Genomic DNA, 26,002 nt, shown 5'->3' with positions numbered 1-26,002 from the left:
GCCGGATCCGCCGCTCAGAGGCCGAGCCGGCCCACCGCCGGCAGCTTGATTCCAGGCCGCCGCAGGTCGATCCCCGCGACGCCACCGAGCAGGTTCAGCTCGAATCCCTCGACCCAGCCGAGGGTCACTCCGGCATAGCCGCCGAGATTGACGCGGATTCCGGTCCGGGAGGGCGTCAGGCCGGCCCAGCGCCCGTCGTAGGGGAAATCCTTGCCGATCGCCGTTGTCGGCAGGCTGGCGCGGATCTCCGGCACCGCCGCCATCACGGCGGCCACGAAGGTGTTTGAGTTGGGCCCGGGCCAGACGACATAGTCGCCGGGCCGGCTGTAGCGGTACTCGGCCACAGCCCTGCGGATCCGCGGGAGCATCGCCTCCGCCTCCGGCCCGTCCGCCGCGAACACGACCGACGGCGGATTTCCAAACCAGCGCCCGTCCGGCACGAACCGGTCGACCCAGATCGGCTGGCCCCAGGCCGTGTAGTCGAACCGGCTGAAGGCGGGGGCGTCGCGGTCCTTGATGACGATCCAGCTATGCGTGGCCACGATGCCGCGCCAGCTCACGGTCCGCGCCGAGAAGATGCGCAGCACGGCGCCGGGATGCGCATCCGCGCGTGGCAGCAGACCGACGCTGGACCGATCCGCGAGACGCCAGTCGCCACTCGCTCGGGTCGCGTAGAGCACGGCCGATGCCGCCACGGGCAGGACGAAGAGCACGGCGAGCGCGAGGAGGACGATCCTGAAGCAGGTCACGAACGAGGGAGCTCCCGATGATGGGCCGGCCGGATGAAGGCTGCGCGTGCCCCGACGTATGCCGCCAGTGGAACGCGGCCGCGCGGATCGGTTCGCACCGTCGCTCTCAACCAGCGGCGGCGAGCGCGTCGAGCAGAAGCGTCGCGGCGAGGAGATCCGCGCAGCCACCCGGGCTGAGGCGCGTCGCCACGAAGGCGCGGTGGATCGCAGCCGCCCGGTCCCGCCAGCCCGGCGCCGCGATTCCGCCATCCGCGAGGAAGTCCGCCGCCGCCGCCTGCGCCCATCCGAGGCCGTCGGGTCCCCCGCGATGGAGAAGATTGGTATCGTCGACCACCGCCAGCAGCGCGAAGAAGCAGTGCACGCGCGCCGCCTCAGGCTCGCCCGGCCGGCAAACGCGCCCGGCGCGCAGCGCCGGCAGGCCGACCGTACGGATCGTCGGGAAGCCGGCCGCCGCCTCGGCGCTGGCACCGCCGACTCCGAAGCGGCGCACCGCCCGTCCGCCATGGCTCACCGGCGAGACAGGGGCCCCGGCGATCGCCGCTCCCCACAGATGCCCGACGCGTTCGGCCCGCGCCTCGGCGGAGCCGCGCCCCGTGTCCGGCGTGCCGGCCGCCGCGCAGATCAGACCGAGGGAGAAGATGGCGCCGCGATGCGCGTTGACGCCGCCGGTGGCCCGCATCATCGCGGCCTCGGCCCGCAGCCCGATCCCGCGGAGTTCCGCCATCTCCGCCCCTCGGCTGCCCGCCGAGACCAGATCGGCGAAGAACGGCCGGATCGCCACGGCGCTCCGGTGGAGGGTGTCGGCATCCATGTCGTCGTGGCTGCCGGAATCCACCAGGCTGACGAGGCCGGGCTTCGGCCAGGTCTCCAGTTCCTCGATCAGAGCCGCATGGGCGAGGTCGGCGACGCGCTCGGCCCAGGGGGGCTGGGCGCGTTTGGCATCGGACGTCGCGGCAGCGAGGTTCTGATGAGCGTGCAGGAGCGGACCTCCCCGAGGCGTGCGCCGACATGGCCGGACGGAACTGGGCCGGCCCAACCTATACGGGAAGAAACGGCGCGTGCATGCGTCGGTAACAGACCCAGTCTGCTTGGGCGTCTCCGGCCTGGAGATCCTTCGGAAACACTATCGCCGCGGATGGCGGGTGGGGCTCGGCGGAGGCGTGATCTGTCGATAACCGCGGGGAGCCGGGGCTTGGCCCTCCCACGAGAGCCACCGACGACGCGCCGAATGCCGGCCCCGGACGGTCCGCCACGCCGACCCGTCCGGGACGGCGCGGCAAATGCCCCGAACTGCCGGCCGCCTGCGGCCGGCACTCTCCTCAGGCCGCCGAGGCGACCGCCGGAGAGATCCGCTTCCGGGCCTTCTTGTCCTCGGTGCTGCTGACGAAGGCCTGCGCCTCCTCCTTGCGCTCGAAGACGTGTGGTGCGACCCCGCGGTTGTTCAGGGCCTCCTCCATCTTCAGGCGCAGGAACGCACTCGTCGCGTACCGGGTCGTGGTGGCGTAGTAGTTCGCCTGCAGATACTGGACCATGCCGGCGTAATCATCGACAAGGTTCTCGTTGAGCCGGAAGCTGTCGTGGTTGATTACGGCGTTGACCCGCTGGCCGGCCTTGCGGCAGGCCTCGACGATGGTCATGCGCAGCTCGTCCATGTCGCCCTTCACCCGGCAGTACCAGCCTTCCAAGTTGATGAAGAGAATGTTGCGCTCGCCATCGTAGCTGACACGCGACTTGAGATCGAGGTTGAGCAGATCCGAGATCAGCTCCATCGGCTCGTCGCGGAAGATGCGCGGATCCATCGGCACGGGATTGCGCACCACGGGGGCGAAATCCATGTGGGCGATGATATCCCGCTCGATATCGATGCCGGGTGCGACTTCGATCAGTTCAAGACCGTCCGATGTCAACTGGAACACGCAGCGCTCGGTCACGTAGAGGACCGGTTGCGACCGCTCCACCGCGTAGGGACCCGAGAAGGTGTTCTGCTGCACCTGCGTGACGAATTTGCGCGCCTTGCCCTCGCTGACGATGCGCACCTGACCGTCGTTCACCGCGATCTCGAGGCCGCCGGCCGTGAACGTGCCGGCAAAGACCACGGTGCGGGCGTTCTGCGAGATGTTGATGAAGCCGCCGCAGCCATTCAGCTTGCCGCCGAACTTGGACGTGTTGACGTTGCCGGCGGCATCGCACTCGGCCATGCCCAGGCAGGTCATGTCTAGCCCGCCGCCGTCGTAGAAGTCGAACATCTGATTCTGGTCGATGATGCAGTCGGCATTGGTCGCCGCACCGAAGCTCGAACCGGAGGCCAGCACCCCGCCGACCGCGCCCGCCTCGGTGGTAAGAGTGATGTAGGGCGTGATCTTCTCCTCGTTGGCGACCGACGAGATGCCCTCCGGCGCACCGACGCCGAGATTGACGACGCCGTTCGGCGGCAGCTCGAAGGCGGCGCGCCGGGCGATGATCTTGCGCTCGTTGAGCGGCATCCGCTTGATGCCCGTCACCGGAACGCGGATCTCGCCCGCGAGCGCGGCGTCGTGCATGACGCCGTAATTCATGCGGTGCATCTCGGGCTCGGCGACCACCACGCAGTCGACGAGGATACCGGGGACGCGCACATCCTTCGGCAGAAGATATCCGTCGTCGACGATGCGCTCGACCTGGGCGATGACGATGCCGCCGTTGTTGCGGGCCGCCATGGCCTGCGCGAGGCAGTCCAGGGTCAGCGCCTCCTTCTCATAGGAGAGGTTGCCGGACGGGTCGGCCGATGTCGCGCGGATGAACGCCACGTCGATCTTGGTCGCCGTGTAGAACAGCCACTCCTCACCATCGACCTCGACGAGCTTGACGATATCCTCGGTGGTCAGCTCGTTGACCTTGGCGCCGCCATGACGCGGATCGACGTAGGTCTTCAGGCCGACCTTCGAGAACAGGCCCGGCTGGCCTGCGGCGCAGGCCCGGTACAGCTGTGAGATGACGCCCTGAGGCAGGTTGTAGCCGCGGATCAGGTTGTCCTGCGCGGCCTTCGCGACCTTCGGCATGCGGCCGAAATTGGCGGCGATGACCCGCGAGAGGAGGCCGTCATGGTGCAGGCGGCCCGTGCCGAGCCCTTTGCTGTCACCGGCGCCCGCCGTCATGATCAGGGTGAGCCCACGGGGCGATCCGGTGTCGACGAACCGCTTCTCGAGGGCGGCGTGCAGGGCCTCCGGGATGCAGCTCTGGACGAACCCCGTTGTCGTCACGACGTCGTTCTCGCGGATCAGCGCGATCGCCTCTTCCGCCGAGATGACCTTGTTCTTCCTCATGGAGCCCGTGATCCTCCCCGGCCTTCGGAGGTGCGGCCGGCCGTGATGCCCGTCCCCTCCGATTCTGCCATACGCCGCCCCCGTGGTTCCGGGACATATCGGCCCCGGGAGTCAGCTGAGTTTTGAATACGATCGTTATTGCACCGCATCAATATTTGCGGCATTGCACGAGGGCCCATGCCGGCCGCGTGACAGTACTCCTAAAATGCAGACCGGCGCTGCTGAAAAACTCTTCGGTCCACGATCAGAAAAATTGCGCGGTGTCAGCGCCGCAGACGAGGATCGGCTCGAGCGTGACCGCATGTGCTCCCCCGCACGCGGTTTCCGCGGTTCGCGTGCGCGGCCTCACCGCGGAGTCCCTGGATTCGGCGTCTCTCTCTGTCACGCAGGGAGGCGATCATGAATCGAGATCCGAGAGACCGAAACAGCCAGCGCGAGGGCAGGGGCCGGCCGGCCGATCCGACCAGGGGCGCCGAGGCCGGCGCACGCGAGGCCGTCGTGGCCGCCTGGCGGCGGGCGCTCTGCAGGATGCGCGAACGGCGGGCCGCGCAGGATCGGACCGATCCCAGCGGCTGAGCCACGGGCGCAAGCGCGCAGGCCACACCCACCGCCGACGTTGCCCGAATGGTGACGGGACCGACCCCTTTTTCCCTACTTTGCGCGGCGCCGCGCAGGCGGCACAGCGGGCCTGACGGATGAGGAGTGCATAGGCCGATGGACGACGACGTCGCAGACGGTACGGACGGCGGCGACGCGAGTTCAGACGCGGCCCGGGAGGCGAACGGGATCGCCTTCCTGCTGGCGAGCGCGGCCTATCTGACCCTCGCGGACGCACATCTCCGGAGGGAGGGTCCGGAAGGCCTCGCCCTGATGGACGAGATCGAGGATCGGATCACGGAGGCGCTGCAGAGTTTCGTCGACGAGACGTCCTACGAGGATGCCCGCCCGGATATCCTGCTGCATGCAACCCGCAAGGTTCGGGCCCTGCTCGAGGCCGGACGCTCCCTTTCACCGGAGATGCGGCGGTTTCAGTAAGCCGCTCCACCGGCGCGGCAGGCCTGTTCCGATGCGGCTCGATGGCCGGGTCGCGATTGCCCCAAGAAGCCGATAGCGTCCGCTTCCCGACCTGTCGGTCGGGATCCTGGCACCTCCGCCCGCGGGGAACTCGCTGGATCATCGAGACGCCGAGCCTCGCCGCCTCAGCGGATGCCGCCGTCGCTTAGGCGATACCAGGCGATGATCGCCGACACGTACAGTCGGTGGAGGGCGTGAAGCGGCAGCGGCGCGATCGGAGTGAGCGGGAGCGGCAGGTTGTCGGCATCGCCGGTGGCGATGTAGGCGGCCATCGCACGACCCATTGCCGACTGGAGGCCGACGCCCCGGCCCTGACAGCCGATATCGATGAGGAGGCCGGGTGCCGGCTCGTGGAGATGGGGCAGGTAGTCCCGGGTGATCGCGACGCGGCCGCACCAGCGGTGGTCGAAGGCGGTCCCGTCGAGCTGCGGGAACAGCTTGCCAACGATCCGTTCGAGATGGGCCCAGTCGGCAGGACTCCGCGGCTCCCGGAACGGACCGCGGCCGCCCATCAGCAGGCGACCGGTATGGTCCAGCCGGAAGTAGAGCAGGAGCTTGCGCGTGTCCGACGAGACATGGCCTTCGGGCAAGATCGAGCGCCGCAGGTTGTCGGAGAGCGGCACCGTGGCGACCTGGAAGGAGTTCGCCGCGATCACGGTCCGCGCGAGGTCCGGCCAGAGGCCGCCCGTGTAGCCGTTGGTGCACAGAACGACCCGTTCGGCATTCAGCCGGGCCCCCTGGGCCGTCGTGACCGTCCAGCCCGATCCCGTCCGTTCGAGAGAGGTCACCGGCGATGCGCCGTGAATCGACGCTCCGGCCTTCAGGGCCGCCCGGGCGAGGCCGCGGGCATAACTCAAGGGCTGGATCGCGCCACCGCGTCCGTCGAGCCAGCCGCCGCGATAGCGACCGGTCCCGAGGAGCTGTTCGGCCTCGGCCTTGTCGAGGACGCGGGTCGGCGCGCCGAGATCGGCCCATTGCGCCGCCCGTCGCTCGACTTCGGCGAGCCCCGTCTCGGTATGGGCACCCTGAATCCAGCCGGCACGCCGGTGCGGCACGTCCATCCCGTGCCGGGCAATCAGGTCGAACACCACGTCGGCGGTTCCGCCAGCGAAGCGTGCGAGCCGCTCGCCGCGCTCTCGCCCGAACCGGGCGACGAGATCCGCGGGATCGTATTTCAGGCCCGGGATCACCTGGCCGCCGTTGCGACCGGAGCCGCCATAGCCGACCTCCCGCGCCTCCAGAACCACCGGGCGGATGCCGCGCTCGGCCAAGTGCAGGGCGGTGGACAGGCCGCAGAATCCGCCGCCGATGATCACCACGTCGGCCGTGCCGGATTCGACGAGAGGCGGCGTGTCCGGCGCGGGCGCCGCCGTAGTGGCCCAGAGCGAGGGGGCGAGGGGGAACGGTTCGGCCACGGCCTTGTCCTAAAGCGGGTGCAGCACACGCTGCAGGAAATCCTGCGTGCGCGGGTTCTGCGGACGGTTCAGGATCTCGGCGGCGGGTCCCTGCTCGACGAGCCGGCCGCCATCGAGGAACAGCACCCGGTCGGCGACCTCCCGAGCGAAGCCGATCTCGTGGGTCACGACGATCATCGTCATGCCCTCGTCGGCGAGCCCGCGCATCACCCGCAGCACGTCGCCGACGAGTTCGGGATCGAGGGCCGAAGTCGGCTCGTCGAACAGGATCGCCTCCGGGCGCATGGCGAGCGCCCGGGCGATGGCGACGCGCTGCTGCTGGCCGCCGGAGAGTTCGTCCGGCCGGGCGTGCTCCTTGCCGGAGAGACCGACCCGCGCGAGGAGCGCCCGGGCGCGCTCCTCGGCCTCCGCACGGGGTTCGCCCTTGACGTGGATCGGCCCCTCGACGACGTTCTCGAGGGCGGTCCGGTTGGCGAACAGGTTGAATCGCTGGAAGACCATGGAGACCCGGGTCCGGATCGCCTTGATGCTGCGCTTGTCCCGGTCGACCCGCTGACCGTCGACGCGGATCTCGCCGCCGTCATAGGCTTCCAGGCCGTTGATGCAGCGCAACAGGGTCGACTTGCCGGACCCCGAGGGTCCGATGATGCACACCACCTCGCCCTTGGTGACTTCGGCCGAGACGCCCTTGATCACCTCCAGGGTGCCGTAGTGCTTCCGCACGTCCTTCAGCACGATCATCGATGCCGCCCCTTGGCCTCGAGATGCCGGACCAGAAGGATGAGCGGCAGGCTGAGCGCGAGGTACATCAGCGCCACCATCGTGTAGACGCTGGTATTCTTGAAGGTCGACGACGCGATCAGCTTCCCCTGCAGTGCCAATTCCGCCACCGTGATGGTGGAGGCCTGGGACGAATCCTTGAGCATCATGATCATGATGTTGCCGTAGGGCGGCAGTGCGATCCGGATCGCCTGCGGCAGGATCACCCGCCGCATCGTCATGCCCCAGCCCATGCCGATCGACAGCGCCGCCTCGACCTGGCCGCGATCCACCGCCTCGATGCCGGCGCGGAAATTCTCCGCCTGGTAGGCCGAATAGGCGATGCCGAGCCCGATGATCGCCGCCTGCACCGCGGTCAGCGACAGGCCGAAATCGGGCATGACGAAGTAGATGTAGAACAGCTGCACGATGATCGGGATGCCGCGCAGGATGTTGATCATCACCGCGCTGAAGCCCGCCAGCACGGCGATGCCGGAGACGCGCATCACCGCCCAGACCAAGCCGAGGAGCGTCGAGACCACCAGGGAGGCGAGGGTGATCAGGACGGTCAGTTGCACGCCCTGCAGCAGGATCGGCAGGTATTCCTGAGCATCGGCGAGGAACTCGCGCATGGAGCTCAGGACCGGTCGGCCGATGGCGGCAGGCCCCATTTGGTGAGAATCGCCTGGAGCGTCCCGTCGGCCTTCAGCTTGGCGAGCGCCTTGTCGATCTTGGCCAGCAAGTCCGCGTCGGTCTTGCGCACGCTGAGGGCCACCGAGGCCACCACGGTCGGCTTGAAGGTCTCAACCAGGCGGACGCCGGGGAACGCTCCCTGCTTCACGTAGTAGGCCAGGATCGGCGCATCGGCGAAGCCGGCCTTCAGCCGTCCGGAGTTCACGTCCCGGATGATGTCGGGGATCGTATCGTAGATCTTCACCTCGCCGAACAGGCCGGATTTCTTCAGCGGCTCGACGAAGGCGGTGCCGACCTGGGCGCCCACGGTCTCGCCCTTCAGGTCAGCAAAGGACATGTAATCCTTCGTGTCGGCCTTCGGGACGATCAGCCCCTCACCGTAGCTGTAGACCGGCGCCGAGAACGCCACGACTTCCTTGCGCTGCGGCGTGATGAACATCGCCGCCGAGATGATGTCGATCTTCGAGGCGGTGAGCGCCGGGATCAGCGTCGAGAATTGCAGCGGCTCGACCGCCACGGTGAAGCCCGCCTCTTTGCCGACCGCGTTGACGAGGTCGACCATCACGCCCTGGATGGTGTTCGTCTTGGTGTCCAGGAAGGTGAACGGCAGGCCTGTCGGCGTCGCACCGACCTTCAGGGATTGGGCGCCGACCGCGCTCCCCAGGATTCCCAGGAGCAGCGTCGACGACAGACACAGCCCGGCCAATCGTCTTCTCATCCTGCCGCTCCCATCATGACCGGATTGCGCGACGAGAGCCGCCGCCCGATTTCATTCTCGTGAAGAATACCGCACGTTTCCAATATCGACGCAAGGGACTTTCACGTGCATGAAGAGACACGCGAGAGGCAGGTTGGTGCGACGGTGAGCATTCCCCAAGGCGACGCAACGGGTCCGGAACCGGTCGACCGGGCTGTGGGTCAGCGCCTGCGCGGCCTCCGGCGCGCCAGGGGGCTTTCCCTCGAGGCGATCGCATCCAGCACCGGTCTCTCGATCGGGTTCATCAGTCAGGTCGAACGGGGTCTGTCGTCGCCCTCGCTCCGGGTCCTGGCGCTCCTCGCGGACACGCTGCAGATCGGTATCGGCGGCCTCTTCGAGCCCAGCCCGCACGAGCCCGATCCGGACCCGATCGTGGTGTTCCGGAAGGACCGGCCGGAACTTCAGCTCTGGCGGGCCGGCATCACCAAGCAGTTGCTGACCCCGCCCGGCGGCACGCACGGGATGAGCCTCTTCCACATGGTGCTGAGGCCGGGGGCGAGCACCGGCGACGAGCCGTTCAGCCACGAGGGCGAGGAGGCCGGCCTCGTTCTGGAGGGGCGCCTGACCCTGGTCGTCGAGGCGCGGACCCTTCAACTCGCGGAAGGCGACAGCTTCCGCTTCGAGAGCCGGCGACCACACCGGTTCAGCAATCCCGACCCGCATGGCCAAACCATCGTGCTGTGGGTCAATGTCCTCGGACCGACGCCGGCCGGATCGCCTTAGCGGAACGCAGGGCCACCGACAGGCAGGGCCATGCCGGCCCCCGGAGTGACCGGAACCCGTTCAGTTGCTGATCCGGACGGATGCCACCGCGGTGGAGAACAGCTTGAGCATGGCGGCGGTGATGTCACCCCCGGACGCAACGGGGAAGTACAGCCCGTCCGACGCGCAGGACCGCAGCGCCGGCCCGATCTGGCCCTCATAGGGTCTGACGTACCGATTGTAGAAGTCGTTGTCGTAGATCGGCAGGTATTGCGTATAGATGATGCCGATCCGCACGTTCTTGCTCTTCAGCGCATTGCATGTCGATGGGCTGAAAGGGCCGATGAAGCGGTCGCTCTGGATTTGAAAGCCGGCGCTCTGGTTCGTGACGCTGCCACCGGTATCCTCGACCCCGTCGGTGACCAGGAACAGAAAGCGGATCGGAGAGGACGCTGTGATGCCGGTCCCGCTTGCCGGGATCGTGGTATTCATGACCGCGATGGCGCGCTCGAAATCCGTCTGGTTGTCCGACTGGTTGTAATACGCGTACGCGATGTCGATGTTCGGCGCCGCAGCCTTGATCTGGCTCAGGGTCGGCGTCATCGCCTGGAGCCGGGTCTGCGTCGTGGAATCGTTGAACGTCCACATTTCCATTTGATACTGCTGCGACAGCGACATGCTTGCGTTCGCCTGATCGACCAAGGCCGACACGGCGTCACGCAGGACCTGAATGCGCAGCTTGATGTTGTTCTTCAGCGCCACGTGATAAAAGTCGGTCTGGCTATCCCCTGTGATACGACCTTTATTGTCGTAGGTGTGCTGATGACACGCGAAGGCACAGCCGCCCGTCGCGATCTTCATGTTGGCGACATCGGTGTCGGTCGCCGCCAGCCCCATCGACGGCGAATTGTCGAGCAGCAGGTAGAAGTTGATATATTGGAACATGTTGCGGGTGCTGGACGAGCTCCCGTTGATGTTCATGACCGGCACCTGCATCAACGATGAGATCGTCGTCTTCACCGTGGCCGTATAGCTCGCTGCCAGGCTGAGTGTGGCCGAGTTGCTGACGGGTGTTCCCGGGTTGAAGGAGGTCACGGTGACGCCCGGAACCTTGGCGGCCTCCGCTCGGAACTGCGTCTCCATGTTCAGCAGGCTGGTCGATGAGATCGAATTCGTCTTCTGCGAGATCACCGCCAGGACGGCGCCGTCGAGGGCCGCGTCGAGCTGTGCCTTGGCGGCGTTGCGTCGACCGTAATCCACCGCCGCCCCCGTGGCGAACAGCACCGGCAGCATCACGAGGGCGAAAGTGATCGCGACCTGGCCGGATCGCGAGCGCGCACACGTGCGGACGCAGCGCGTGAGGAGGCGGCTCATTCCGGCTGGAACAGCGGACACGTTGGGCCCCCGTCGCGCTAGTTGAAGATCGGGCAAGCCACGCCGCCCGGCATGATGATCTCGCTCGCGGTGCGCTCCGACCACGGGATCTGCCGCGTGAAGGTCAGGCCGCGGTTGCCGAAGATCCAGCGGTAGAGGGCGCTGCCGATGATCGGCGTATAGGTCATCGTCACTTCACCGAGGATGTAGCGGGCGCCGTCGAACTGATAGACGGCCGGCGTCTGGGGCAACCCGTTGGTCCCGTTGCGCTGCTGCGCCGGCCGCTTGGTCGCGTTCTGGGCCCAGCTGGAGCAGACCCCGCCATAGAGCGTGCCTGAGACCGACTCCACACCCATGGCGTTGACGACGATCTGCAGATTCGAGGCATCGAGGGGACGCAGGATCGCGGTCGCGGCGCCCGCGATCGTCGCCATGGCTTCGACCGTCGGACTCGGATTGTCCGCGCGTCCCGACAGATCACTCAGCGTGCGCGCGAACAGCGTCAGCTTGCGGTTCGCGTCGACCAGGCGCGTGAGTTCCGCGGTGGCAAAATACAGGATGATGAGGAGGGGCAACACGAACGCGAACTCGACCGCGGCGATCCCGCGCTCGTCGCATCGGTAGCGCGCGAGACGTTCCAGAATCCGGCGCATCAGGAGCACACGGACTGGGTTGTGTACGGTTCGACCTTGAAGACCGTCGCCGCCTGAATCACCCGACGCCTGTTGGGCAGGCTCGGCGTCGCCGCACCGAGCAGCGGGAAGAAGATCGGGACGTCCACGGCCGCCTGCACGATCACGATCGCGGAGGCGCCCGCGCAGGAATAGCTGGGGAAGCTCGCGTTCCAGTCGCTGGCGCCGCTGGCATTGGTCGCCACGGGCGAGACCGGGTTGGCGGCCGCGTAGCTGCTGGCCTGCGTGACGCTGACCCGGACATTGGCGCAGTTGAAGATCGTCACCCGCGGGGTGCCGTTCGACTGCGTGCAGATCGCCGTCCGGAACCGGCTCATCAGGGTCGCAGGATCGGTGGTGCCGGTGTTCGCGGTCTGAAAGGAGCCCGTATAGATCTGCCGGCCGGCATCGGACACTGCCTGCTGGAGGATCTCCTGCTCCCAGAAGACGATCCCGTTCTCCAGGCAGGCCCCGATCAGCGCGAAGAACGGAAGGGCCACGAGGGCGAACTCCACGGCAGTCGCACCCCCGCGCGCCCGCACGAAGCGCGCCGCCTGCGCTCGTCCATCAAGCCAGCGAACCACCGTTCGGATTTCCGTGCTCAATACCCAGCCTTCGACCGGACCACGCCGCTAGAAGAGCATCAAAAGCTTACTTTTTTTTCGCGCAGCATTGTTCAAAATCGATCCATTCGGAATGCTGTCACTTAACATGCAATTGCAAATTTAACCGTCACGTCCACCTCAAGTTGAAAGAACTGGCAGAGATTCCACGAGGCTTGCGACGGCGCCCCGGATCGCTGCCGCTTGTCAGATCAGCAGATCACCGTTGCACGCCCTCGAAGACGCCGCTGATGAGTCGGCGGAGATCGAATTGACCGATCGTCCGGGTCGAAGCGCAAAATCATGAAATCTTTAAGTCATCAATCGTACGATACGCTGACGAGACACGGAAACAATCGGCATTAAGCCCAGCTTAAGACATGGCCGATAGTTTCGGCGCCTAAATTAAAGCGCATGGTGATCGTCGATCATGGCCCGTGCTGTACCGGACGTCGTTTCCATCGAAGAGGGTGTCGGGCTCCTGCGGAGCCAGCTCGTGTCGATCTCGGACGCGATCGCGCGGACGCGCCAGGAAATCGCAGACCTTCGACAGGAGCAGGAGACCAGTCGCGCCTGCGACGAGCTCCACGCCGTCGTACAAGGCACGGAAGACGCCACGAACGCGATTCTGACGGCGTCGGAGACCGTCGATGGGCTGGCCCGCGGGATCGTGAGGCGTTCGGAACACCCTGCGACCCGGGCCGACGCGGAGGCCATTCAGGCCGAGATGCAAACCATCTTCGAGGCGTGCAACTTCCAGGATCTGACCGGGCAGCGGATCTCGAAGGTCGTGCGCACGATCGTCCTCGTGGAGGAGCGGATCGGCGAGATGCTGCGCGTCTGGTCGGCGTCCGACGATGGCCCGGCACGGCCCAACCTGCCGCACGACAGACGCAGCGGCGAGGCGGCCCTGCTGAATGGCCCCGTGCTACCCGGCGACGCCTCGGTCTCGCAGGACACGGTTGACGCAATGTTCCCGTAGGCCGCGATCAGAGAGCGTGCCGATGGGCCGTATCCTTCTGATCACGGACGATCCCGTACGCAGCCTGGGCTTGCAGGGGGACCTGTCCGATGGTCTGTCTTGCGAGATCCACGACCTCCGCGCCGCGGCGGCGCCGGTCGGCACACCGACCGCGATCGTCACTGACGTCCTCGATCTCGGTACGGCATCCGTCGAGCGTCTGCGGCGCCTCCTGGTGCAGATCCGGCACGGGGTACCCCTGGTCGTCCTTTTGCCGACCGATAGCCCGCGCACCCGGCTCGTCGGCGTCGCGCTCGGTGCGACGCACACGCTGTGCGCCCCCATCGACATCGATCACCTGCGGGATCGGCTCGGCGCGCAGCGGCCGCCGTCACCCGTCGCGGCGCATGTCGAGGAGCCGGTTCCCGCCTGCGCGGTCCGGATGGCGGCAGAGGTGCGCGGGTTCTACGCATCGGTCTTCGTGGCGGATCAGCCGATCACGCCCGCTGTCATCGACAACGGCACCCAGGCCATCGACGTCGCGATCCGGGATACGGGGATCCGCGACTGGATCCGAGCGGTGCGCCAATTCGACGATGCCACGCACCAGCACTGCCTGCTGGTGGCCGGGCTGGCGGCCGCCTTCGCGACAAGTCTCGGCCTCGGCGTGCAGGAGCGTCACCGGGTCACCAAAGCGGCCCTGCTGCACGATGTCGGCAAGATCCACATCCCGGCCGCCATCCTCAACAAGCCGGGCCGGCTCGACGATACCGAGATGGCCGTGATGCGGCTGCATCCGGAAAAGGGATACAGCATGCTCGCCGAGCAGGGCTTCGAGCAGCAGATGCTTCTGGTGGTCCGGTCGCATCACGAAATGCTTGACGGTTCGGGCTATCCGGACCGGCTCAAGGGACGTGACATCCCCGACCTCGTCCGGCTCGTCACCGTCTGCGACATCCACGCGGCCCTGATCGAGCAGAGGCCCTATAGGGCGCCCATGGCGAGCGAGGCGGCATACGCGATTCTGGAGGGCATGGCCGGCCGGCTCGATCCTGCGATCGTCGGCGCGTTCCGGCCGGTCGTCGCCGCCTTCGCACCCCAGGCCCTCGCGCAGGGCTGACGGCCGTGGATCGGCCCTTGGAGTCCCGGGACAGCCGCCCGCCGGTCTGCGCGGGCTGATCGCATATCGCTTGTCTAGGATGTGGCCGTCGCGAGCCGCACCCGCGGCCCGCGACGGCCGCGGCTCACTCGGCGGCCTGCAGGGCCGGCGTGTGGCTGGCCGGTCGGGTGGTTTGGCCAGCGAGGGCCGCCGCGAGCTTGTCCTCGTCGACCTCGTTCTCCCAGCGCGCCACCACGATGCAGGCCACGGCGTTGCCGATGAAGTTCGTGAGCGCCCGGCACTCGGACATGAAGCGGTCCACGCCCAGGATCAGCGCCATCCCGACCACCGGCACGGAGGGCACCACCGCCAGCGTCGCCGCCAGCGTGATGAAGCCCGAGCCGGTCACGCCCGCCGCGCCCTTGGAGGACAGCATGGCCACGAGGAGCAGAAGGGCCTGTTCGCCGAAGCTCAGGGGCGTATCGGTCGCCTGGGCGATGAACAGGGCCGCCATCGTCATGTAGATGTTGGTGCCGTCGAGGTTGAACGAGTAGCCCGTGGGCACGACGAGGCCGACGACCGGCTTGGAGCAGCCGGCCCGCTCCATCTTCTCCAGCAGCGAGGGAAGCGCCGACTCGGACGAGGACGTGCCGAGCACGAGGAGCAGCTCCTCCTTGATGTAGCGGATGAGCCGGATGATCGAGAAGCCGTTGTAGCGGGCCACCGCCCCGAGCACGACCAGCACGAAGATCGTCGAGGTCAGGTAGAACGCGCCGACGAGGTAGGCGAGGTTGGCGAGCGAGCTGATGCCGTACTTGCCGATCGTGAAGGCCATCGCGCCGAAGGCGCCCACGGGGGCGACCTTCATGATGATGTTGACGACGCCGAAGATCGCCTCGGACAGCACCTTGATGATGTCCAGGACCGGCTTGCCGCGGTCGCCCAGGAAGGCGAGGCCGAAGCCGAACAGCACCGAGAAGAACAGCACCTGCAGGATCTCGCCGCCCGCGAAGGCGCCGACCGCCGTCGTGGGGATGATGTTCATCAGGAAGTCGACGATGCTCTGCTCCTTCGCCTTGCCGGCGTAGGTGGCGATCGCCTTCGGATCGAGCGACTTCGGGTCGATGTGCAGGCCGTTGCCCGGCTGGAGCACGTTGGCGACGATGAGGCCGACGATCAACGCCAGCGTCGAGAACGTCAGGAAGTAGATCAGCGCCTTGCCGCCGACGCGTCCGACCTTCTCCAGGTTGGTCATGCCGGCGATGCCGGAGACGACGGTGAGAAAGATGACCGGGGCGATGATCATCTTGACGAGCTTGATGAAGGCGTCGCCGAGCGGCTTCATCTCGGCACCGAGCTGCGGATAGAAGTGGCCGAGCAGGATGCCGATCGCGACGGCGACCAGGACCTGGAAGTACAGCGTCCGGTACAGCGGCTTCGGTTTGGCGGGCGGATGCGGGGCGGTGAGTGGTGACGGCACGGCAGCCATGGGGCGTTCTCCCTGTCGATAGCTTCGGTTTGGGCGGCTGGCGTCGAAATGGTCCGACGCTGTCCGCGCTTGCTCTTGGCCGTTTGGCTGGCAGCCGTTCACTGACGACATGGCTGCGTTACGTGGCGGGAATGGCAACCGGCATGCCACCGAAAGGCGGCGAGTTGCATTTCTTCATTTCATTGAAAGGAAACGGTTTTCTACGGCCGTGGCGCGACCGCCTGATCGGCTCCTGTGCGGATTTCTGCACGCCTCGGGCCGAAGCGTTCCGGCTTTCCGCACGGGTTGGAGCCCGTTGATCCGCTCGGCGACACCCAAAAGCGGAGCCCGGACGCCGGACGGAACGCCGTCGCGGCGGGGTCTCGCGATTCTTCTCGGGCTCTGCGCAGTCCTGGCGGCGACGTGGCTCGCAGGCCGCACCGCAGAACGCTGGGCCCTGTCGGATCTGCGGCGGGCCGCCCGCTCGGCCATCGGGCTTCAGGTCGGCGTGCTGCTGGCCGAGATGCAGAAGCAGGCCTCGCTGCCGCTTGCACTCGCCACCGACCCCGAAGTCGTCGCCGCACTCGGGCCGGATCCGGGCCGCGGCCTTCTGGATCGCGTCGACAAACGGCTCGCACAGATCGCAGCCGCCACCGGCTCGGCTGTCATCTACGTGATCGGCGCCGATGGGCTCACGGTCGCAGCCAGCAATGCCGGGAGCGACCGCAGCTTCGTTGGACAGGATTACGGTTTCCGTCCCTATTTCAAGCAGGCCCTGGCCGGCGGCGCCGGATCGCAATTCGCCCTCGGCACGGTCAGCAGCCGGCCCGGCCTGTACCTCGCGCGGCGCGTCGGCACTGGCGCCGGGGTCGTCGTGGTGAAGGTGGAGTTCGACGCGGTCGAGGCGGCGTGGCGCGCGGCCCACGAAGTGACCTTCGTCACCGATGCCCGGGGCATCGTCCTCGTCACCAGCGAGCCGGGGTGGCGCTTCGATACCCTCGACGCCATCGATGCCGCCGAGCGTGCCCGGATCGAGGCGGGGCAGGAATTCGGGGCGGCGTCCCTCAAGCGGCTGCCGCTGCATCCGATCGCCGGCAAGCCGGACGCCGTCCGCGTCGTCCGGGGTGCGCTGCCGGCCTGGACCGCGATCCTGTCGCAGGCCCCCGTGCCCGGCACGGACTGGCGGTTGCATACGCTGACACCGGTCGGCACCGCCGTCGAGCGCGAGCGGCTTCAGGCCTGGATCATCGCGGCGCTGGCCACGGCGCTCGTCGGGTATGGGCTCTTCGCCCTGGCCGACCGAGGCCGCCGGACGCGGACCCGGCTGGCGGAAGCCGCTGCGCGCCGGGCGGAGCTTGAAACCCGGGTCGAGGCGCGGACACGCGCGCTGCGCGAGACCAACGCGCAGTTGCGCGCCGAGATCGCGGAGCGGCAGCGCGGTGAGGCCGAACGCGAGCGCCTCGGCCGCGAATTGGCGCAGGCCGGCCGGCTGGCGGCCCTGGGCCAGTTCGCGGCCAGCATGGCGCACGAGATAAACCAGCCGTTGGCGGCGATCCGCTCCTACGCCGACAACACCGCGATTCTCATCCGCCGCGGGCGATCCGACGACGCGGCCGAGAATGCGGCCGCCATCGGCCGGCTCACCGACCGCATCGCGGGCCTCACCCGGCAGCTCAAGGGCTTCGCCCGCCGCGCCTCGCCGCGACGCGAGCCGGTGGCGCTGCGCGACGTGGTGGCAAACGCCTTGGAACTCGTGACTGCGCGCGCGGCGGCCCTCGACGTCCCGCTCGCGGCAGACCGGCCCGACCCGGATCTGCGCGTGCTCGGAGACGGTCCGCGGCTGGAGCAGGTTCTGGTCAATCTGCTCCAGAACGCCCTCGACGCGGTGGCGGGCCGACCGGACGCCCGCGTCGGACTGCACCTTCGCTCCGACGGTGGCGAGCGCATCGCGGTCGAAGTGGCCGATACCGGGCCCGGCATTCCCGACGCCCTACGCAGCCAAGTCTTCGACGCGTTCTTCACGACCAAGGCGGATGGCCTCGGTCTGGGTCTCGCCATCGCCCGTGGGATCGTGGAGGATTGCGGCGGCAACCTGATCCTGGCGGGCGGCGCGGACGCCGGCACGGTCTTCCGGATGGAGCTGCTCCGGGCGACGGAGAAGAGTCCGGGCGTGGACAAGCCCTTGGGAGCAACACCGTGAGCGGATCGGCGGACGCGGAGGCGGCGACCGAGCGCGTCGTCTTCATCGACGACGAGGCGGAGGTTCGCCGGGCCAATTGCCAAAGCCTGGAACTGGAGGGATTTGCCGTCGAGGCCTTCGCCGCAGCGGAGGCGGCTCTGGCGGCGATCCTGGCCGCGCCTCCCGGCGTGGTGGTCACCGACGTGAGGCTGCCCGGACTCGACGGCGTCGGCCTGCTGGCGCGCCTGCGCCGGGTGGATCCGGACCTGCCTGTCATCCTGATCACCGGCCACGGCGACATCCGCATGGCTGTGGCCGCCATGCAGGGCGGCGCCTACGACTTCCTGGCCAAGCCCTATCCCGCGGAAGCGCTCGTCGCCTCCGTGCGCCGGGCGCTGGAGCGGCGGCGGCTCGTGATGGAGAACCGGGCGCTGCGGGCACGGCTCGACGCGGCGATCGAGGAGGATCCGGCGTTCCTCGGGATCTCCCCGGAGATCACGAGCCTGCGCGCCCTCGTGCGCGAGGTGGCGCAGGCCGATGTCGATGTGCTCGTCTTCGGTGAGACGGGATCGGGCAAGGAGGTGGTGGCGAGCGCCCTGCACCGCTGGAGCCGGCGCTCCGGGCGGAATCTCGTGGCGATGAATTGCGGGGCGTTGCCGGACAGCGTCGTCGAGAGCGAATTGTTCGGCCACGAGGCCGGGGCCTTCACCGGGGCGCTGAAGCGCCGGATCGGTCGGATCGAGCACGCCCAGGGTGGAACGCTCTTCCTCGACGAGATCGAGAGCATGCCGCTGCCGCTGCAGGTCAAGCTGCTTCGGGTGCTTCAGGAGCGCACCGTGGAACCGCTGGGCACGAACGAGGTGCGGCCGGTCGACATGCGGGTCGTCGCTGCCACGAAGGTGGATCTCGGGCAGGCGGCCGCTCAGGGCACCTTCCGGGACGACCTCTATCACCGCCTCAACGTCATCACGATCGCGATCCCGCCCCTGCGTGACCGGGGCGAGGACGTGATGCTGCTCTTCCAGCACTTCCTGCGCCGCGCCGCCGAGCGGTTCGGACGGCCGGTGCCGCCGGTCACGCCGTCCATCCGCGATCATCTGCGCCGTCACCCCTGGCCGGGCAATGTCCGCGAACTCGGCCATTTCGCCGAGCGTTGCGCCCTCGGGCTCGGAGCCGTGCCGCAATCCGCCACTGAGGCGGCGGCCGGCAGCCTCACCGATCAGGTGGATCGTTTCGAGCGGCAGTTGATCCGCGACGAGTTGATCATGGCCGGCGGCGATGTCCGGGCAGCCGCCGAGGCGCTCGGACTGCCCCGCAAAACGCTTTACGACAAGATGGCGCGTCACGGCCTGACGCCGGGCGACTTTCGCTAGGGGCGCCCGTTCGACCTGTTGCCCGGACCGAAGGGCACGACCGACGCGTGTGGCGCCGCGGTCCGGGCAAGCTACCGAAAAGGGGTAAGCGGACAAGTGCGGAAACGGCTTAGCGTGGCGGACGGATCAGCCTCGCCGAGCCGCCTATGCCGCGTTATTTCATCGATCTGCACGACGGAACCGACATCGTCCGCGACAGAGACGGCTACGACCTGCCGAGCCTTGAGGCCGCCCGGTCTCAGGCCGTGAAGATCATGACACGTATCGCGCAGGGATTCTCCGACGCGCCCGGCCGGCAGGACTACATGGCGGCTGTCCGCGACGAGATGGGGGTGGTGCGCATGCGCCTGCGCGTATCGCTCGATGCGGACCCCGTCGGCTGACGCCACGGCAGCCACTGCGGGCGTACGCGGTCAGAAGCGCCCCGACGCAATACCGGTAATTCGGACCGGGCCGAAGGAGAGGCGACTGCAGGGCCGCTGCATGGGCAGCGGATGCCCCGACGCCAGAGGACTATCTTTATCGCGCTCGAAGGCGCAGAGTGAGACCATCATCGGATCGACTGATCCAGGCGCCGGTGACTGAGGGCCTGCGCCCCCGCCTGCAATGGACAGGCGTGCTTGGCAAACATCCCGTCAGTTTCAGGACGGTTCCGCTCTCATCAGGTGCGCCAAGCCTATCGGCGGCATCGGCCTGCATCCGAACGTGGGGTGCTGACGCTTCGTTCCTATACCGGGTACGGCGCGCATGACGGCCCAACGGAGATTCGACCGCTTGCCATCCGGCCGTCCGACAGATCCCGGAGTCGGTCCTATTCTGCCTCCGAACGTGACGCGGAGCGCGATCATGGCAACCGAATCGAGCCGCGGGCCCAGCGAGTCAAAGAAAGCGGAAGAGCCGCCGGTGACCGTCAACAGGGCGGCTCAGTCGATTGTGGGCCTCGCCGAGCCCCGCGGTCGTGGCTGACACGATGGCGGAGATCGGGAGATGACAATCGTGGTCGAGCCGTACTCAGCACCGCCTTGCCCGGTGATGCAAAGATTGATCAGGATGGTTGCACGTTCATCGCAGCTGCCTGGTCTTCAGGAGCGTGGGTGGCTGATCGATCAGCTCACGGACCTCGAAGCCGAAGGTATTGCCACAGATGCGCATCGGCGCACCCTGGACGCGATCCGGGCGACGCGGCAGAAGCTTCGCATCGAGAGCCTTTTACCGATGGCTTCGGCCTAGAACAGGCACTGATCTATCCGCAGACGGTCGCATGCGCGGCCATTCAGGACTGCTCTTCAAGCGCCCGTCGAACCGGGGAGGGCGGATACCGAGCCGGATACCCGGATCCGCTAGACGGCGCGACAGCACCGAGCATCGCTCAACGGCCCTTAAGTCAGGAGGACAGAATGCACGTCATGCGCTGGTTGACCAGCAAAATCATCGGTCTTTTCCTTGGCGAAACTCAAAGTCGCAGGGCGAATACGATGTCCAAAGAGCGCGAAGCCGGCACCTTCGAAGGCGGGTATTCCACGAAATCCCGACAGTTCGAAAGCGATTACAATGCAGCAACGCGAATGCTCAAGCTGCGGATCGATGAGCGCTTTCCGGACAGCTACTATGCCAGGCTGAGTTCCGACAGAAACAGCTCTTACGATTATGGTCAGGATCGCGCGCTGGCGATCGACACCATATCGACGGCCATCGCCATGGCCCTGCGCGGCGGTGCTTCCGTGGAACAAGCCGCGGCCGCTGGGGCGGCGAGTGTGAGGATCTGAAGGCAGCGTGCAGCTTCGTTCGGGTAACCGGGGACCCGGATTGGGAATTCATGGCGCGGTCGGTATGGAAACCGCCGCCTAGCTTCGCGCCGCTGATTTGCACCGCCAAAATCTTCTGCGCCGCGTGTCAAACATCCTGCATTTTGACTTAGTGCTTGTGATTATCTCTCCGATGCCGTACAGATGATAAATCGACTTTTGGCCAGATATTCGGCCGCATCGCCTCAACAGGGCGAGCGCTCTGCATCTCTCCCATTTTCGAAAATTCGCGACCGAGCGCGTGCATGGCGTGCGCTCGACCTATTTAACTACCTATAACGATATGGAATATCTATGAGCATCGGCACCGTTAAGTGGTTCAACGACACCAAGGGCTTCGGCTTCATCCAGCCGGATGACGGCGGCAAGGACGTGTTCGTGCACATCTCCGCCGTCGAGCGTGCCGGCATGCAGGGTCTGACCGAAGGCCAGAAGGTCTCCTACGAAATGGAAACCGATCGCCGCAGCGGCAAGCAGTCCGCCGGCAGCCTTCAGGCCGTCTGAGCCACACTCCGTCTTCCAAGACGCGTCTCGAAGCCGTTCCCCCGGGGGCGGCTTCATCTGTATTTCGCAGCCAAAGCTTAGCTCTGGCGCGCATAAGGAATATTCGTGGGACCATACAAAGCAAGTCAGCTTGTTGACCATCTGGCGGCGATCGCCAAGTCGCGACAGGACACCCTGGCCCGGTTCCGGGCCCGCCCGTCAGCCGACGATCCGGCCCTTCGCGCCCGGCAGGCAGCCCGCCAGGCTGTGGTCGCGGCGCGGACCGCACGCAACACCGAGCGTGTGGTCGCCCGCCTCGCCGACGAAGCCGCACGCGAGGCTGAGAGTCTCGCTGCCAGCGCGCAGGCCGAAGCCGACCGGATTCGGTTGGTCGCCGAGGCAGCGGCTTTGCAGACGGCCCGCGCCGCTGAGCAGAAGGCCGCCCGCGACGCGCGCTTCGCCGCTCGCAAGGCCAGAGCCCGCCGGTAAGCCGGTCGCTCCCCGCTCAGCGCTTCTTTGGAGGACGAAACATGTCTCACAAGTTCAAGATCGGCCAGCACGTGCGACAGCTGGGGACCAGCTATACGGGCAACAAGGGTATCGTCGACGGCCTGTTCGAAGTGGTCCGCCTGACACCGGATGACCGCTCCGGTGAACCCACCTACCGGATCCGGTCCGACGGCGGTGAGCGCGCGGCACGGGAAGGCGAACTCGTTCCGGCCTCTTGATCCATCCGGCCCGACCGGGCTTCCGCACGGCCGTTGCGTCCGGCAACGCTGCGGGGGGCGATCGGGCCAGAGAAGAACGCCCTGAGGGAACGCTGCTGAAGCCGCCGCGGCTGTGGCCGCGATCGACGCGGCGAGCCGAGCGCCACTCTCAGGACCGACAGGGACGATGATCCGTCCCGGCCTCGCCTGCCGCGGCGCAAGCCGAGGGAGACTGGCGGCCACACGGTGCGATCATCGGAGCGCCGCGCGATCTGCTGCGAGCAGAGCTACGGCGTCCGATCTCGTTTCTTCCAAAGATCGGCAAAGCTGCGACGATTGTTTCGAGCAGGGCATCTCGGATGCTCTGCCATGCCCGTACCGATCATCCGTCGCGACGGCACGAGCGATGGAGTTTGCGATGCACAGGCGCGCATCCTCTCGCTCGGCCTTCGGCTGCCCGTCGGCTCACGGCGAGTGTTCCCGCGCGGGAACCGGGTCCCGGAGCCAAACCATCATCGATCGCTGCTGCGAACCCGACATGTTCAGACAAGAGGATGTTTCATGCCCCCGGCCGGCGCCCATTCCCCCGAGGCGGCCATGATCGAGCCCAATCAGACCGCCTATATCCTCAAGGTGACGCGCCCCGACGAGGCGGAACTATCCGGTTCCTTGGTGATGTTCTACGCCGTGATCACGACCTCCGAAGACGAGGCGCTTGCGGTCGTGCGCCAGGCCGTGAAAGCGGATGCGGTGGTCGAGCCAACGGGCGTCCGCCTCGCTCAACAGACGGCCAGCGCCCTCAACCTGGAGGCGGGTCTCGCAAGAGCACTCTGACGCGACTTCCAGGGCTGCCCCGGTCCTCGAGCGGGCTCTCGTGTCGCCAGCCCGGCGGTGCGGCGACAGGCAGTAAACGGGGAACCTCCGCCATGGATATCGACCGCTTGGCAGAAACCGAGCGCGTGCTTGCGGTCACCGACCGTCTCTGGCGTGCCGAGATGCATCGGGTCTTCGGTCCCGACGCGGTGCTGCTCCACGGCTTCGGGGAGGACCGTCAGGGCGCGCCTGGAACACGCCTGCGGTCGACCTTCGAAGACAGACGCAGCGCGATCGCGGCTTGGCGGCGGGTGAGGAGTCCGGCGCCTTCGCGCGCCTTTACGGGCAGGCCGGTCGTCCCGGGAGCCTAACGCCCCTCATCGCAGAGCGGCGATGACCGTCCGCGCGAAAATCGGACACGGGGCCCTTTTGATGCGCGTTCCGGATGCGCAACGCAGCCGCCGCGGATCTCCGAACTGGCGAAACCCGCGCTCAGCCCCCTCCGAAAGTCGTCCCACCGTCGACACCCTGCGTTGGGAGTGGCGTTTTGGCTTCGGACGGCGCATAGCTTCGGCATCCCTCCGCGCAATCCCGTGCCCTGGGCGACGAAGCGGAGGCCGAGATGGCACGCGAATTTACGACCGGCAAAGCGCAGGCTGTTACGCCCGAGGACTTCAACGAGCGCGTCAAGCGTCTTTTCGCCGACAAGCCCGACCCGCGAAAGGCCGAGCCGAAGGGCAAAAACTACAAGTCGAACAATCCGTTCACAAAGAGCTGAGACCGAGCGCCCCGGGATAATTGCAGACGGGCCGCTATGAACTTGCGGCGCGTCGGGGATCCTGATCTGGGCATGACGCCGACGAAATCGGTGATTGTCCTGCTGCCGGACTGGTGCAGGCAAGTCTGATCGACGCGAGCTCGGTTCTCCAGCTCGACCGGGCCAGGCTCGCCGAGCGTCTACGACGCCGCGTTGCGTCGTAGACGGGCCCGATATCATCGAAGACGTCCACCTGCGCCTCGTCCCGCATGCAATGGGTCCGCGCCGGGCCGTCCGCTCGGCGCGGACACGTTCAGCGCCGCACCCCTTCAGGCGACCGACCGACGGCCCCGACGCGCATTCCGTGGGCTTTTCATCCGGCCTCACCGAACCGCTGAGGCCTCGCAGCTTCAGCCTCCTCGGGTCAGGCCGGACGGACAATCTCTTGAAGCTGCGCATTTAGCCAAGAGCGTCCTCGAACGTGCTCGACGCCGCCGCAAGGTCGGTGAGCAGGCGCGGAATGGTCGTTGTCGCGTCCGCCGCGTAGACGGCGAAGAATTCCACCAGCGGCCCCTCCGGGCAGGTCTCTAAAACCCGCAGGGCGCCGGATGCGATCTCCGCCCGGTAGCATTGGATCGGGAGAAGGCTGACGCCCACGCCGGCCTGCGTCAGGGAGGCGACGGCGCCCATGCTGTTGCAGAGATCGACGACGCGCGGCGCGTCGCCCCGTTCGTTGAGCCAATGCTCCACGGTTCGATGATGGAAGCTGTTCTTGCCGAGCGACAGGATGCGGATCGCCCGGAAGTCCGCAGGCTCGATTCTGCGGTTCGGAAGATCGAGGCCGCGGCCCGCCATCCAGGCGAAGTGCACCTGTCCGAGGGAGCGCGTGGCGAGGTGCGGGTCGAAGCGCGTGCCCGGCATCAGCGCCATGTCGATCTCGCCATTCGCCATCAGGTTCTGGAGGTCGGCCGTCAGGGCGACCTGCAATTCCAGGGTCAGGCGCGGATAGGATCGATGGATGAGGTCCACGAAATGCGGGAGCCACGTCACCGCGACCAGTTCGGCGACGCCGAGCCGGACGAGGCCGGACAGGGCGTCGCCGCTGCCGACCCGCGTCCGAATTTCAGCGCAGGCTGCGATGGCGCGCTCGGCATAGACCTGCAGTTCCCGGCCTTTGGCGGTCAGCCGGACCCGCCGCTGCGAGCGGTCGAAGAGGGAGACGCCAAGATCCAGCTCCAGGTCCTGGATCCGGGCCGAGATCGTCGACGGCGTCGCGTTCAGACGGTCCGCGGCGGCCGTAAAGCTTCCGCACCGCGCGATCTCGAGGAAGGTCTCGAGCTGTTTGATGTTCACGACCGAGCAGCCTTGATGACCGTGTAGCCTCTTCGGGATCTACGTGGAGAGAGCCCGCCAATCTGGAGGCGCGCGGGACGAGCCGGATCAGGCCTAGCAACCTGGTGCCAGTCCTGCAAAATATCGATCGGGCGTCAACGATGACACGATGGTTCGACATTTTCGAACGTTTGCCTGCGGAATAATTCGCTTTTTTCGGGTCCTGCCAGCGCTATCGTATCGTTCGTCGAGATGATCGCCGGTCAGAGCAACCGCTCCACCGCTTGCCCGGCCTGTCGCGTGGATTGCGGCACCGGCCGAATGCTGCGCACGCCGTGACCGCAGGAAGGATGTGTTGTGATGATCCCGTCCCAGAGCATATCGGGAGATCAGTTCAAGTCGGTGATGCGGCGGTTCGCGGCCTCCGTGAACGTCATCACCTCTGCCGACGGGGCTGTGATGAACGGCATGACCGCTACCGCCGTCTGCAGCGTCTCGGCCGATCCGCCGAGCCTGCTCGTCATCGTCAACAAGTCCAATCGCTCGCATCCGGTGATCAGTCGATCCGGCACCTTCGCCGTCAACGTGCTGTCGAGCGATCAGGAGGAGCTGGCCGGGCACTTCGCCGCCAAGAAGCCGGATCCGTTCGCCGACATCGACCATCGGATCGGCCAGACCGGCTGTCCCCTGATCCGCGACGCCGACGCGACGCTCGAATGCGCCGTCGTGCAGGAGACGGATTTCGGCACGCATACGATCTTCATCGGGCGCATCGTGACCTGTGCGGTCGCGAGCAAGTCTCCGCTCCTCTACCACGAGGGTCGCTTCTGCCGTCTGGAGGACATGGCCCTGCACTACGCCTGACGGCGAGCCGATCCTCTCCCGACGCAGCCGGCCCGTGACGCCAACCGGAACCGGCCGGAGAGC

Annotated in this window: 28 protein-coding genes; 16 read left to right on the top strand and 12 right to left on the bottom strand. The window is 67.1% G+C overall.

The features are described from left to right. Positions 1-14: 14 nt before the first annotated feature. The 3 genes from A3862_RS00245 to A3862_RS00235 all read right to left on the bottom strand — a co-directional run bounded on the left by A3862_RS00245 (position 15) and on the right by A3862_RS00235 (position 4,051). Positions 15-749 (bottom strand): DUF3750 domain-containing protein, encoded by a 735-nt coding sequence (locus A3862_RS00245; protein ID WP_100793886.1) that lies wholly within the window; start codon positions 747-749, stop codon positions 15-17. A gap of 106 nt (positions 750-855) precedes the next feature. Continuing rightward, positions 856-1,728, bottom strand: coding sequence for a triphosphoribosyl-dephospho-CoA synthase MdcB (gene mdcB / locus A3862_RS00240; RefSeq protein WP_053610443.1), 873 nt, complete (start codon positions 1,726-1,728; stop codon positions 856-858). A gap of 340 nt (positions 1,729-2,068) precedes the next feature. Then, entirely contained in the window at positions 2,069-4,051 is a 1,983-nt protein-coding gene (locus A3862_RS00235) for an acyl CoA:acetate/3-ketoacid CoA transferase (protein WP_111473123.1), read from the bottom strand. A 714-nt stretch (positions 4,052-4,765) separates the two neighbouring features. Here A3862_RS00235 and A3862_RS00230 point away from each other — a divergent pair. Then, on the top strand, positions 4,766-5,086 hold the full coding sequence (locus tag A3862_RS00230) for a hypothetical protein (protein WP_043386257.1): 321 nt from the start codon (positions 4,766-4,768) through the stop codon (positions 5,084-5,086). 164 nt (positions 5,087-5,250) lie between these two features. On the opposite strand, the gene A3862_RS00225 is transcribed toward A3862_RS00230, so the two are convergent. The 4 genes from A3862_RS00225 to A3862_RS00210 are packed head-to-tail and all read right to left on the bottom strand — an operon-like array spanning position 5,251 to position 8,710. Continuing rightward, positions 5,251-6,540, bottom strand: coding sequence for an NAD(P)/FAD-dependent oxidoreductase (locus tag A3862_RS00225; RefSeq protein ID WP_053610388.1), 1,290 nt, complete (start codon positions 6,538-6,540; stop codon positions 5,251-5,253). Positions 6,541-6,549: 9 nt separating this feature from the next. After that, positions 6,550-7,281 carry an amino acid ABC transporter ATP-binding protein gene (locus A3862_RS00220; protein WP_043386251.1) on the bottom strand — a complete coding sequence of 244 codons (732 nt, stop codon included), beginning with the start codon at positions 7,279-7,281 and terminating at the stop codon, positions 6,550-6,552. Then, entirely contained in the window at positions 7,278-7,931 is a 654-nt protein-coding gene (locus tag A3862_RS00215; protein ID WP_043346657.1) for an amino acid ABC transporter permease, read from the bottom strand. Before A3862_RS00215 ends, A3862_RS00220 begins: the two co-directional genes overlap by 4 nt. A gap of 5 nt (positions 7,932-7,936) precedes the next feature. Continuing rightward, positions 7,937-8,710: an ABC transporter substrate-binding protein gene (locus A3862_RS00210; protein WP_043346644.1), complete on the bottom strand. Its 774-nt coding sequence runs from the start codon at positions 8,708-8,710 to the stop codon at positions 7,937-7,939. A gap of 144 nt (positions 8,711-8,854) precedes the next feature. Here A3862_RS00210 and A3862_RS00205 point away from each other — a divergent pair, with 144 nt between their 5' ends. After that, positions 8,855-9,472 (top strand): helix-turn-helix domain-containing protein, encoded by a 618-nt coding sequence (locus tag A3862_RS00205; RefSeq protein WP_236952833.1) that lies wholly within the window; start codon positions 8,855-8,857, stop codon positions 9,470-9,472. Between the two features lie 60 nt (positions 9,473-9,532). On the opposite strand, the gene A3862_RS00200 is transcribed toward A3862_RS00205, so the two are convergent. Genes A3862_RS00200 through A3862_RS00190 form a run of 3 tightly spaced genes read right to left on the bottom strand, consistent with a single transcriptional unit; the run spans position 9,533 to position 12,080 of the window. After that, positions 9,533-10,825, bottom strand: a complete 1,293-nt coding sequence (locus A3862_RS00200; protein ID WP_051976201.1) for a TadE/TadG family type IV pilus assembly protein — start codon at positions 10,823-10,825, stop codon at positions 9,533-9,535. Positions 10,826-10,863: 38 nt separating this feature from the next. Beyond that, positions 10,864-11,478, bottom strand: a complete 615-nt coding sequence (locus A3862_RS00195) for a TadE/TadG family type IV pilus assembly protein (protein WP_043386279.1) — start codon at positions 11,476-11,478, stop codon at positions 10,864-10,866. Then, complete coding sequence (locus A3862_RS00190; protein ID WP_091955289.1) at positions 11,478-12,080, bottom strand: TadE/TadG family type IV pilus assembly protein; 603 nt, start codon at positions 12,078-12,080, stop codon at positions 11,478-11,480. The genes A3862_RS00195 and A3862_RS00190 overlap by 1 nt, the downstream gene beginning before the upstream one ends. A gap of 448 nt (positions 12,081-12,528) precedes the next feature. Here A3862_RS00190 and A3862_RS00185 point away from each other — a divergent pair, with 448 nt between their 5' ends. Both A3862_RS00185 and A3862_RS00180 read left to right on the top strand, forming a co-directional pair. Next, on the top strand, positions 12,529-13,080 hold the full coding sequence (locus A3862_RS00185; RefSeq protein WP_043755281.1) for a protein phosphatase CheZ: 552 nt from the start codon (positions 12,529-12,531) through the stop codon (positions 13,078-13,080). A 22-nt stretch (positions 13,081-13,102) separates the two neighbouring features. After that, entirely contained in the window at positions 13,103-14,179 is a 1,077-nt protein-coding gene (locus A3862_RS00180; RefSeq protein ID WP_043755283.1) for an HD-GYP domain-containing protein, read from the top strand. A gap of 124 nt (positions 14,180-14,303) precedes the next feature. Here the strand turns inward: A3862_RS00180 and A3862_RS00175 are convergent, their stop codons facing one another. Then, on the bottom strand, positions 14,304-15,647 hold the full coding sequence (locus tag A3862_RS00175) for a dicarboxylate/amino acid:cation symporter (protein WP_043755285.1): 1,344 nt from the start codon (positions 15,645-15,647) through the stop codon (positions 14,304-14,306). Between the two features lie 295 nt (positions 15,648-15,942). Between A3862_RS00175 and A3862_RS00170 the strand changes: the two genes are divergently transcribed. The 11 genes from A3862_RS00170 (at position 15,943) to A3862_RS31310 (ending at position 23,764) form a co-directional block, all read left to right on the top strand. Continuing rightward, positions 15,943-17,826 carry an ATP-binding protein gene (locus A3862_RS00170; RefSeq protein WP_052083519.1) on the top strand — a complete coding sequence of 628 codons (1,884 nt, stop codon included), beginning with the start codon at positions 15,943-15,945 and terminating at the stop codon, positions 17,824-17,826. Further along, on the top strand, positions 17,823-19,178 hold the full coding sequence (locus tag A3862_RS00165; protein WP_043755287.1) for a sigma-54-dependent transcriptional regulator: 1,356 nt from the start codon (positions 17,823-17,825) through the stop codon (positions 19,176-19,178). Before A3862_RS00170 ends, A3862_RS00165 begins: the two co-directional genes overlap by 4 nt. Before the next feature lie 146 nt (positions 19,179-19,324). Further along, entirely contained in the window at positions 19,325-19,561 is a 237-nt protein-coding gene (locus A3862_RS00160; RefSeq protein WP_043346619.1) for a DUF6894 family protein, read from the top strand. 604 nt (positions 19,562-20,165) lie between these two features. After that, a complete protein-coding gene (locus A3862_RS00155) occupies positions 20,166-20,408 on the top strand; it encodes a hypothetical protein (RefSeq protein ID WP_236961624.1) in 243 nt (80 codons plus the stop codon). A gap of 167 nt (positions 20,409-20,575) precedes the next feature. Continuing rightward, a complete protein-coding gene (locus tag A3862_RS00150; RefSeq protein ID WP_043346618.1) occupies positions 20,576-20,944 on the top strand; it encodes a hypothetical protein in 369 nt (122 codons plus the stop codon). Between the two features lie 333 nt (positions 20,945-21,277). Next, positions 21,278-21,487: a cold-shock protein gene (locus A3862_RS00145; RefSeq protein WP_043346616.1), complete on the top strand. Its 210-nt coding sequence runs from the start codon at positions 21,278-21,280 to the stop codon at positions 21,485-21,487. A 105-nt stretch (positions 21,488-21,592) separates the two neighbouring features. Then, a complete protein-coding gene (locus A3862_RS00140) occupies positions 21,593-21,955 on the top strand; it encodes a DUF6481 family protein (RefSeq protein ID WP_043755289.1) in 363 nt (120 codons plus the stop codon). 41 nt (positions 21,956-21,996) lie between these two features. Then, entirely contained in the window at positions 21,997-22,194 is a 198-nt protein-coding gene (locus tag A3862_RS00135) for a hypothetical protein (protein WP_043346614.1), read from the top strand. 576 nt (positions 22,195-22,770) lie between these two features. Further along, positions 22,771-23,007, top strand: coding sequence for a hypothetical protein (locus A3862_RS00130; RefSeq protein WP_051044647.1), 237 nt, complete (start codon positions 22,771-22,773; stop codon positions 23,005-23,007). A 92-nt stretch (positions 23,008-23,099) separates the two neighbouring features. After that, a complete protein-coding gene (locus A3862_RS00125) occupies positions 23,100-23,357 on the top strand; it encodes a hypothetical protein (protein WP_052083520.1) in 258 nt (85 codons plus the stop codon). Positions 23,358-23,608: 251 nt separating this feature from the next. Next, on the top strand, positions 23,609-23,764 hold the full coding sequence (locus A3862_RS31310; RefSeq protein WP_164706323.1) for a hypothetical protein: 156 nt from the start codon (positions 23,609-23,611) through the stop codon (positions 23,762-23,764). 438 nt (positions 23,765-24,202) lie between these two features. Here the strand turns inward: A3862_RS31310 and A3862_RS00120 are convergent, their stop codons facing one another. Further along, complete coding sequence (locus A3862_RS00120; RefSeq protein ID WP_043755290.1) at positions 24,203-25,096, bottom strand: LysR family transcriptional regulator; 894 nt, start codon at positions 25,094-25,096, stop codon at positions 24,203-24,205. 339 nt (positions 25,097-25,435) lie between these two features. Between A3862_RS00120 and A3862_RS00115 the strand changes: the two genes are divergently transcribed. Beyond that, positions 25,436-25,939, top strand: coding sequence for a flavin reductase family protein (locus A3862_RS00115; RefSeq protein ID WP_043346606.1), 504 nt, complete (start codon positions 25,436-25,438; stop codon positions 25,937-25,939). Positions 25,940-26,002 lie beyond the last annotated feature (63 nt).

The organism is Methylobacterium sp. XJLW (genome assembly GCF_003254375.1).
GTDB classification, from domain to species: domain Bacteria; phylum Pseudomonadota; class Alphaproteobacteria; order Rhizobiales; family Beijerinckiaceae; genus Methylobacterium; species Methylobacterium fujisawaense.
The sequence above is the reverse complement of the archived record's forward strand: the minus strand, read 5'-3'. Positions and strand labels throughout refer to the sequence as shown.

Excerpts from the sequence above, each read along its gene's own strand:
- A3862_RS00235 (WP_111473123.1), bottom strand. The coding sequence starts at position 4,051 with ATGAGGAAGAACAAGGTCATCTCGGCGGAAGAGGCGATCGCGCTGATC.
- A3862_RS00155 (WP_236961624.1), top strand. The coding sequence starts at position 20,166 with ATGACAATCGTGGTCGAGCCGTACTCAGCACCGCCTTGCCCGGTGATG.
- A3862_RS00115 (WP_043346606.1), top strand. The coding sequence starts at position 25,436 with ATGATCCCGTCCCAGAGCATATCGGGAGATCAGTTCAAGTCGGTGATG.
- A3862_RS00185 (WP_043755281.1), top strand. The coding sequence starts at position 12,529 with ATGGCCCGTGCTGTACCGGACGTCGTTTCCATCGAAGAGGGTGTCGGG.
- A3862_RS00180 (WP_043755283.1), top strand. The coding sequence starts at position 13,103 with ATGGGCCGTATCCTTCTGATCACGGACGATCCCGTACGCAGCCTGGGC.
- A3862_RS00195 (WP_043386279.1), bottom strand. The coding sequence starts at position 11,478 with ATGCGCCGGATTCTGGAACGTCTCGCGCGCTACCGATGCGACGAGCGC.
- A3862_RS00215 (WP_043346657.1), bottom strand. The coding sequence starts at position 7,931 with ATGCGCGAGTTCCTCGCCGATGCTCAGGAATACCTGCCGATCCTGCTG.
- A3862_RS00130 (WP_051044647.1), top strand. The coding sequence starts at position 22,771 with ATGATCGAGCCCAATCAGACCGCCTATATCCTCAAGGTGACGCGCCCC.
- A3862_RS00200 (WP_051976201.1), bottom strand. The coding sequence starts at position 10,825 with ATGAGCCGCCTCCTCACGCGCTGCGTCCGCACGTGTGCGCGCTCGCGA.
- A3862_RS00150 (WP_043346618.1), top strand. The coding sequence starts at position 20,576 with ATGCACGTCATGCGCTGGTTGACCAGCAAAATCATCGGTCTTTTCCTT.
- A3862_RS00125 (WP_052083520.1), top strand. The coding sequence starts at position 23,100 with ATGGATATCGACCGCTTGGCAGAAACCGAGCGCGTGCTTGCGGTCACC.
- A3862_RS00160 (WP_043346619.1), top strand. The coding sequence starts at position 19,325 with ATGCCGCGTTATTTCATCGATCTGCACGACGGAACCGACATCGTCCGC.
- A3862_RS31310 (WP_164706323.1), top strand. The coding sequence starts at position 23,609 with ATGGCACGCGAATTTACGACCGGCAAAGCGCAGGCTGTTACGCCCGAG.
- A3862_RS00210 (WP_043346644.1), bottom strand. The coding sequence starts at position 8,710 with ATGAGAAGACGATTGGCCGGGCTGTGTCTGTCGTCGACGCTGCTCCTG.
- A3862_RS00230 (WP_043386257.1), top strand. The coding sequence starts at position 4,766 with ATGGACGACGACGTCGCAGACGGTACGGACGGCGGCGACGCGAGTTCA.
- A3862_RS00145 (WP_043346616.1), top strand. The coding sequence starts at position 21,278 with ATGAGCATCGGCACCGTTAAGTGGTTCAACGACACCAAGGGCTTCGGC.
- A3862_RS00135 (WP_043346614.1), top strand. The coding sequence starts at position 21,997 with ATGTCTCACAAGTTCAAGATCGGCCAGCACGTGCGACAGCTGGGGACC.
- A3862_RS00220 (WP_043386251.1), bottom strand. The coding sequence starts at position 7,281 with ATGATCGTGCTGAAGGACGTGCGGAAGCACTACGGCACCCTGGAGGTG.
- A3862_RS00175 (WP_043755285.1), bottom strand. The coding sequence starts at position 15,647 with ATGGCTGCCGTGCCGTCACCACTCACCGCCCCGCATCCGCCCGCCAAA.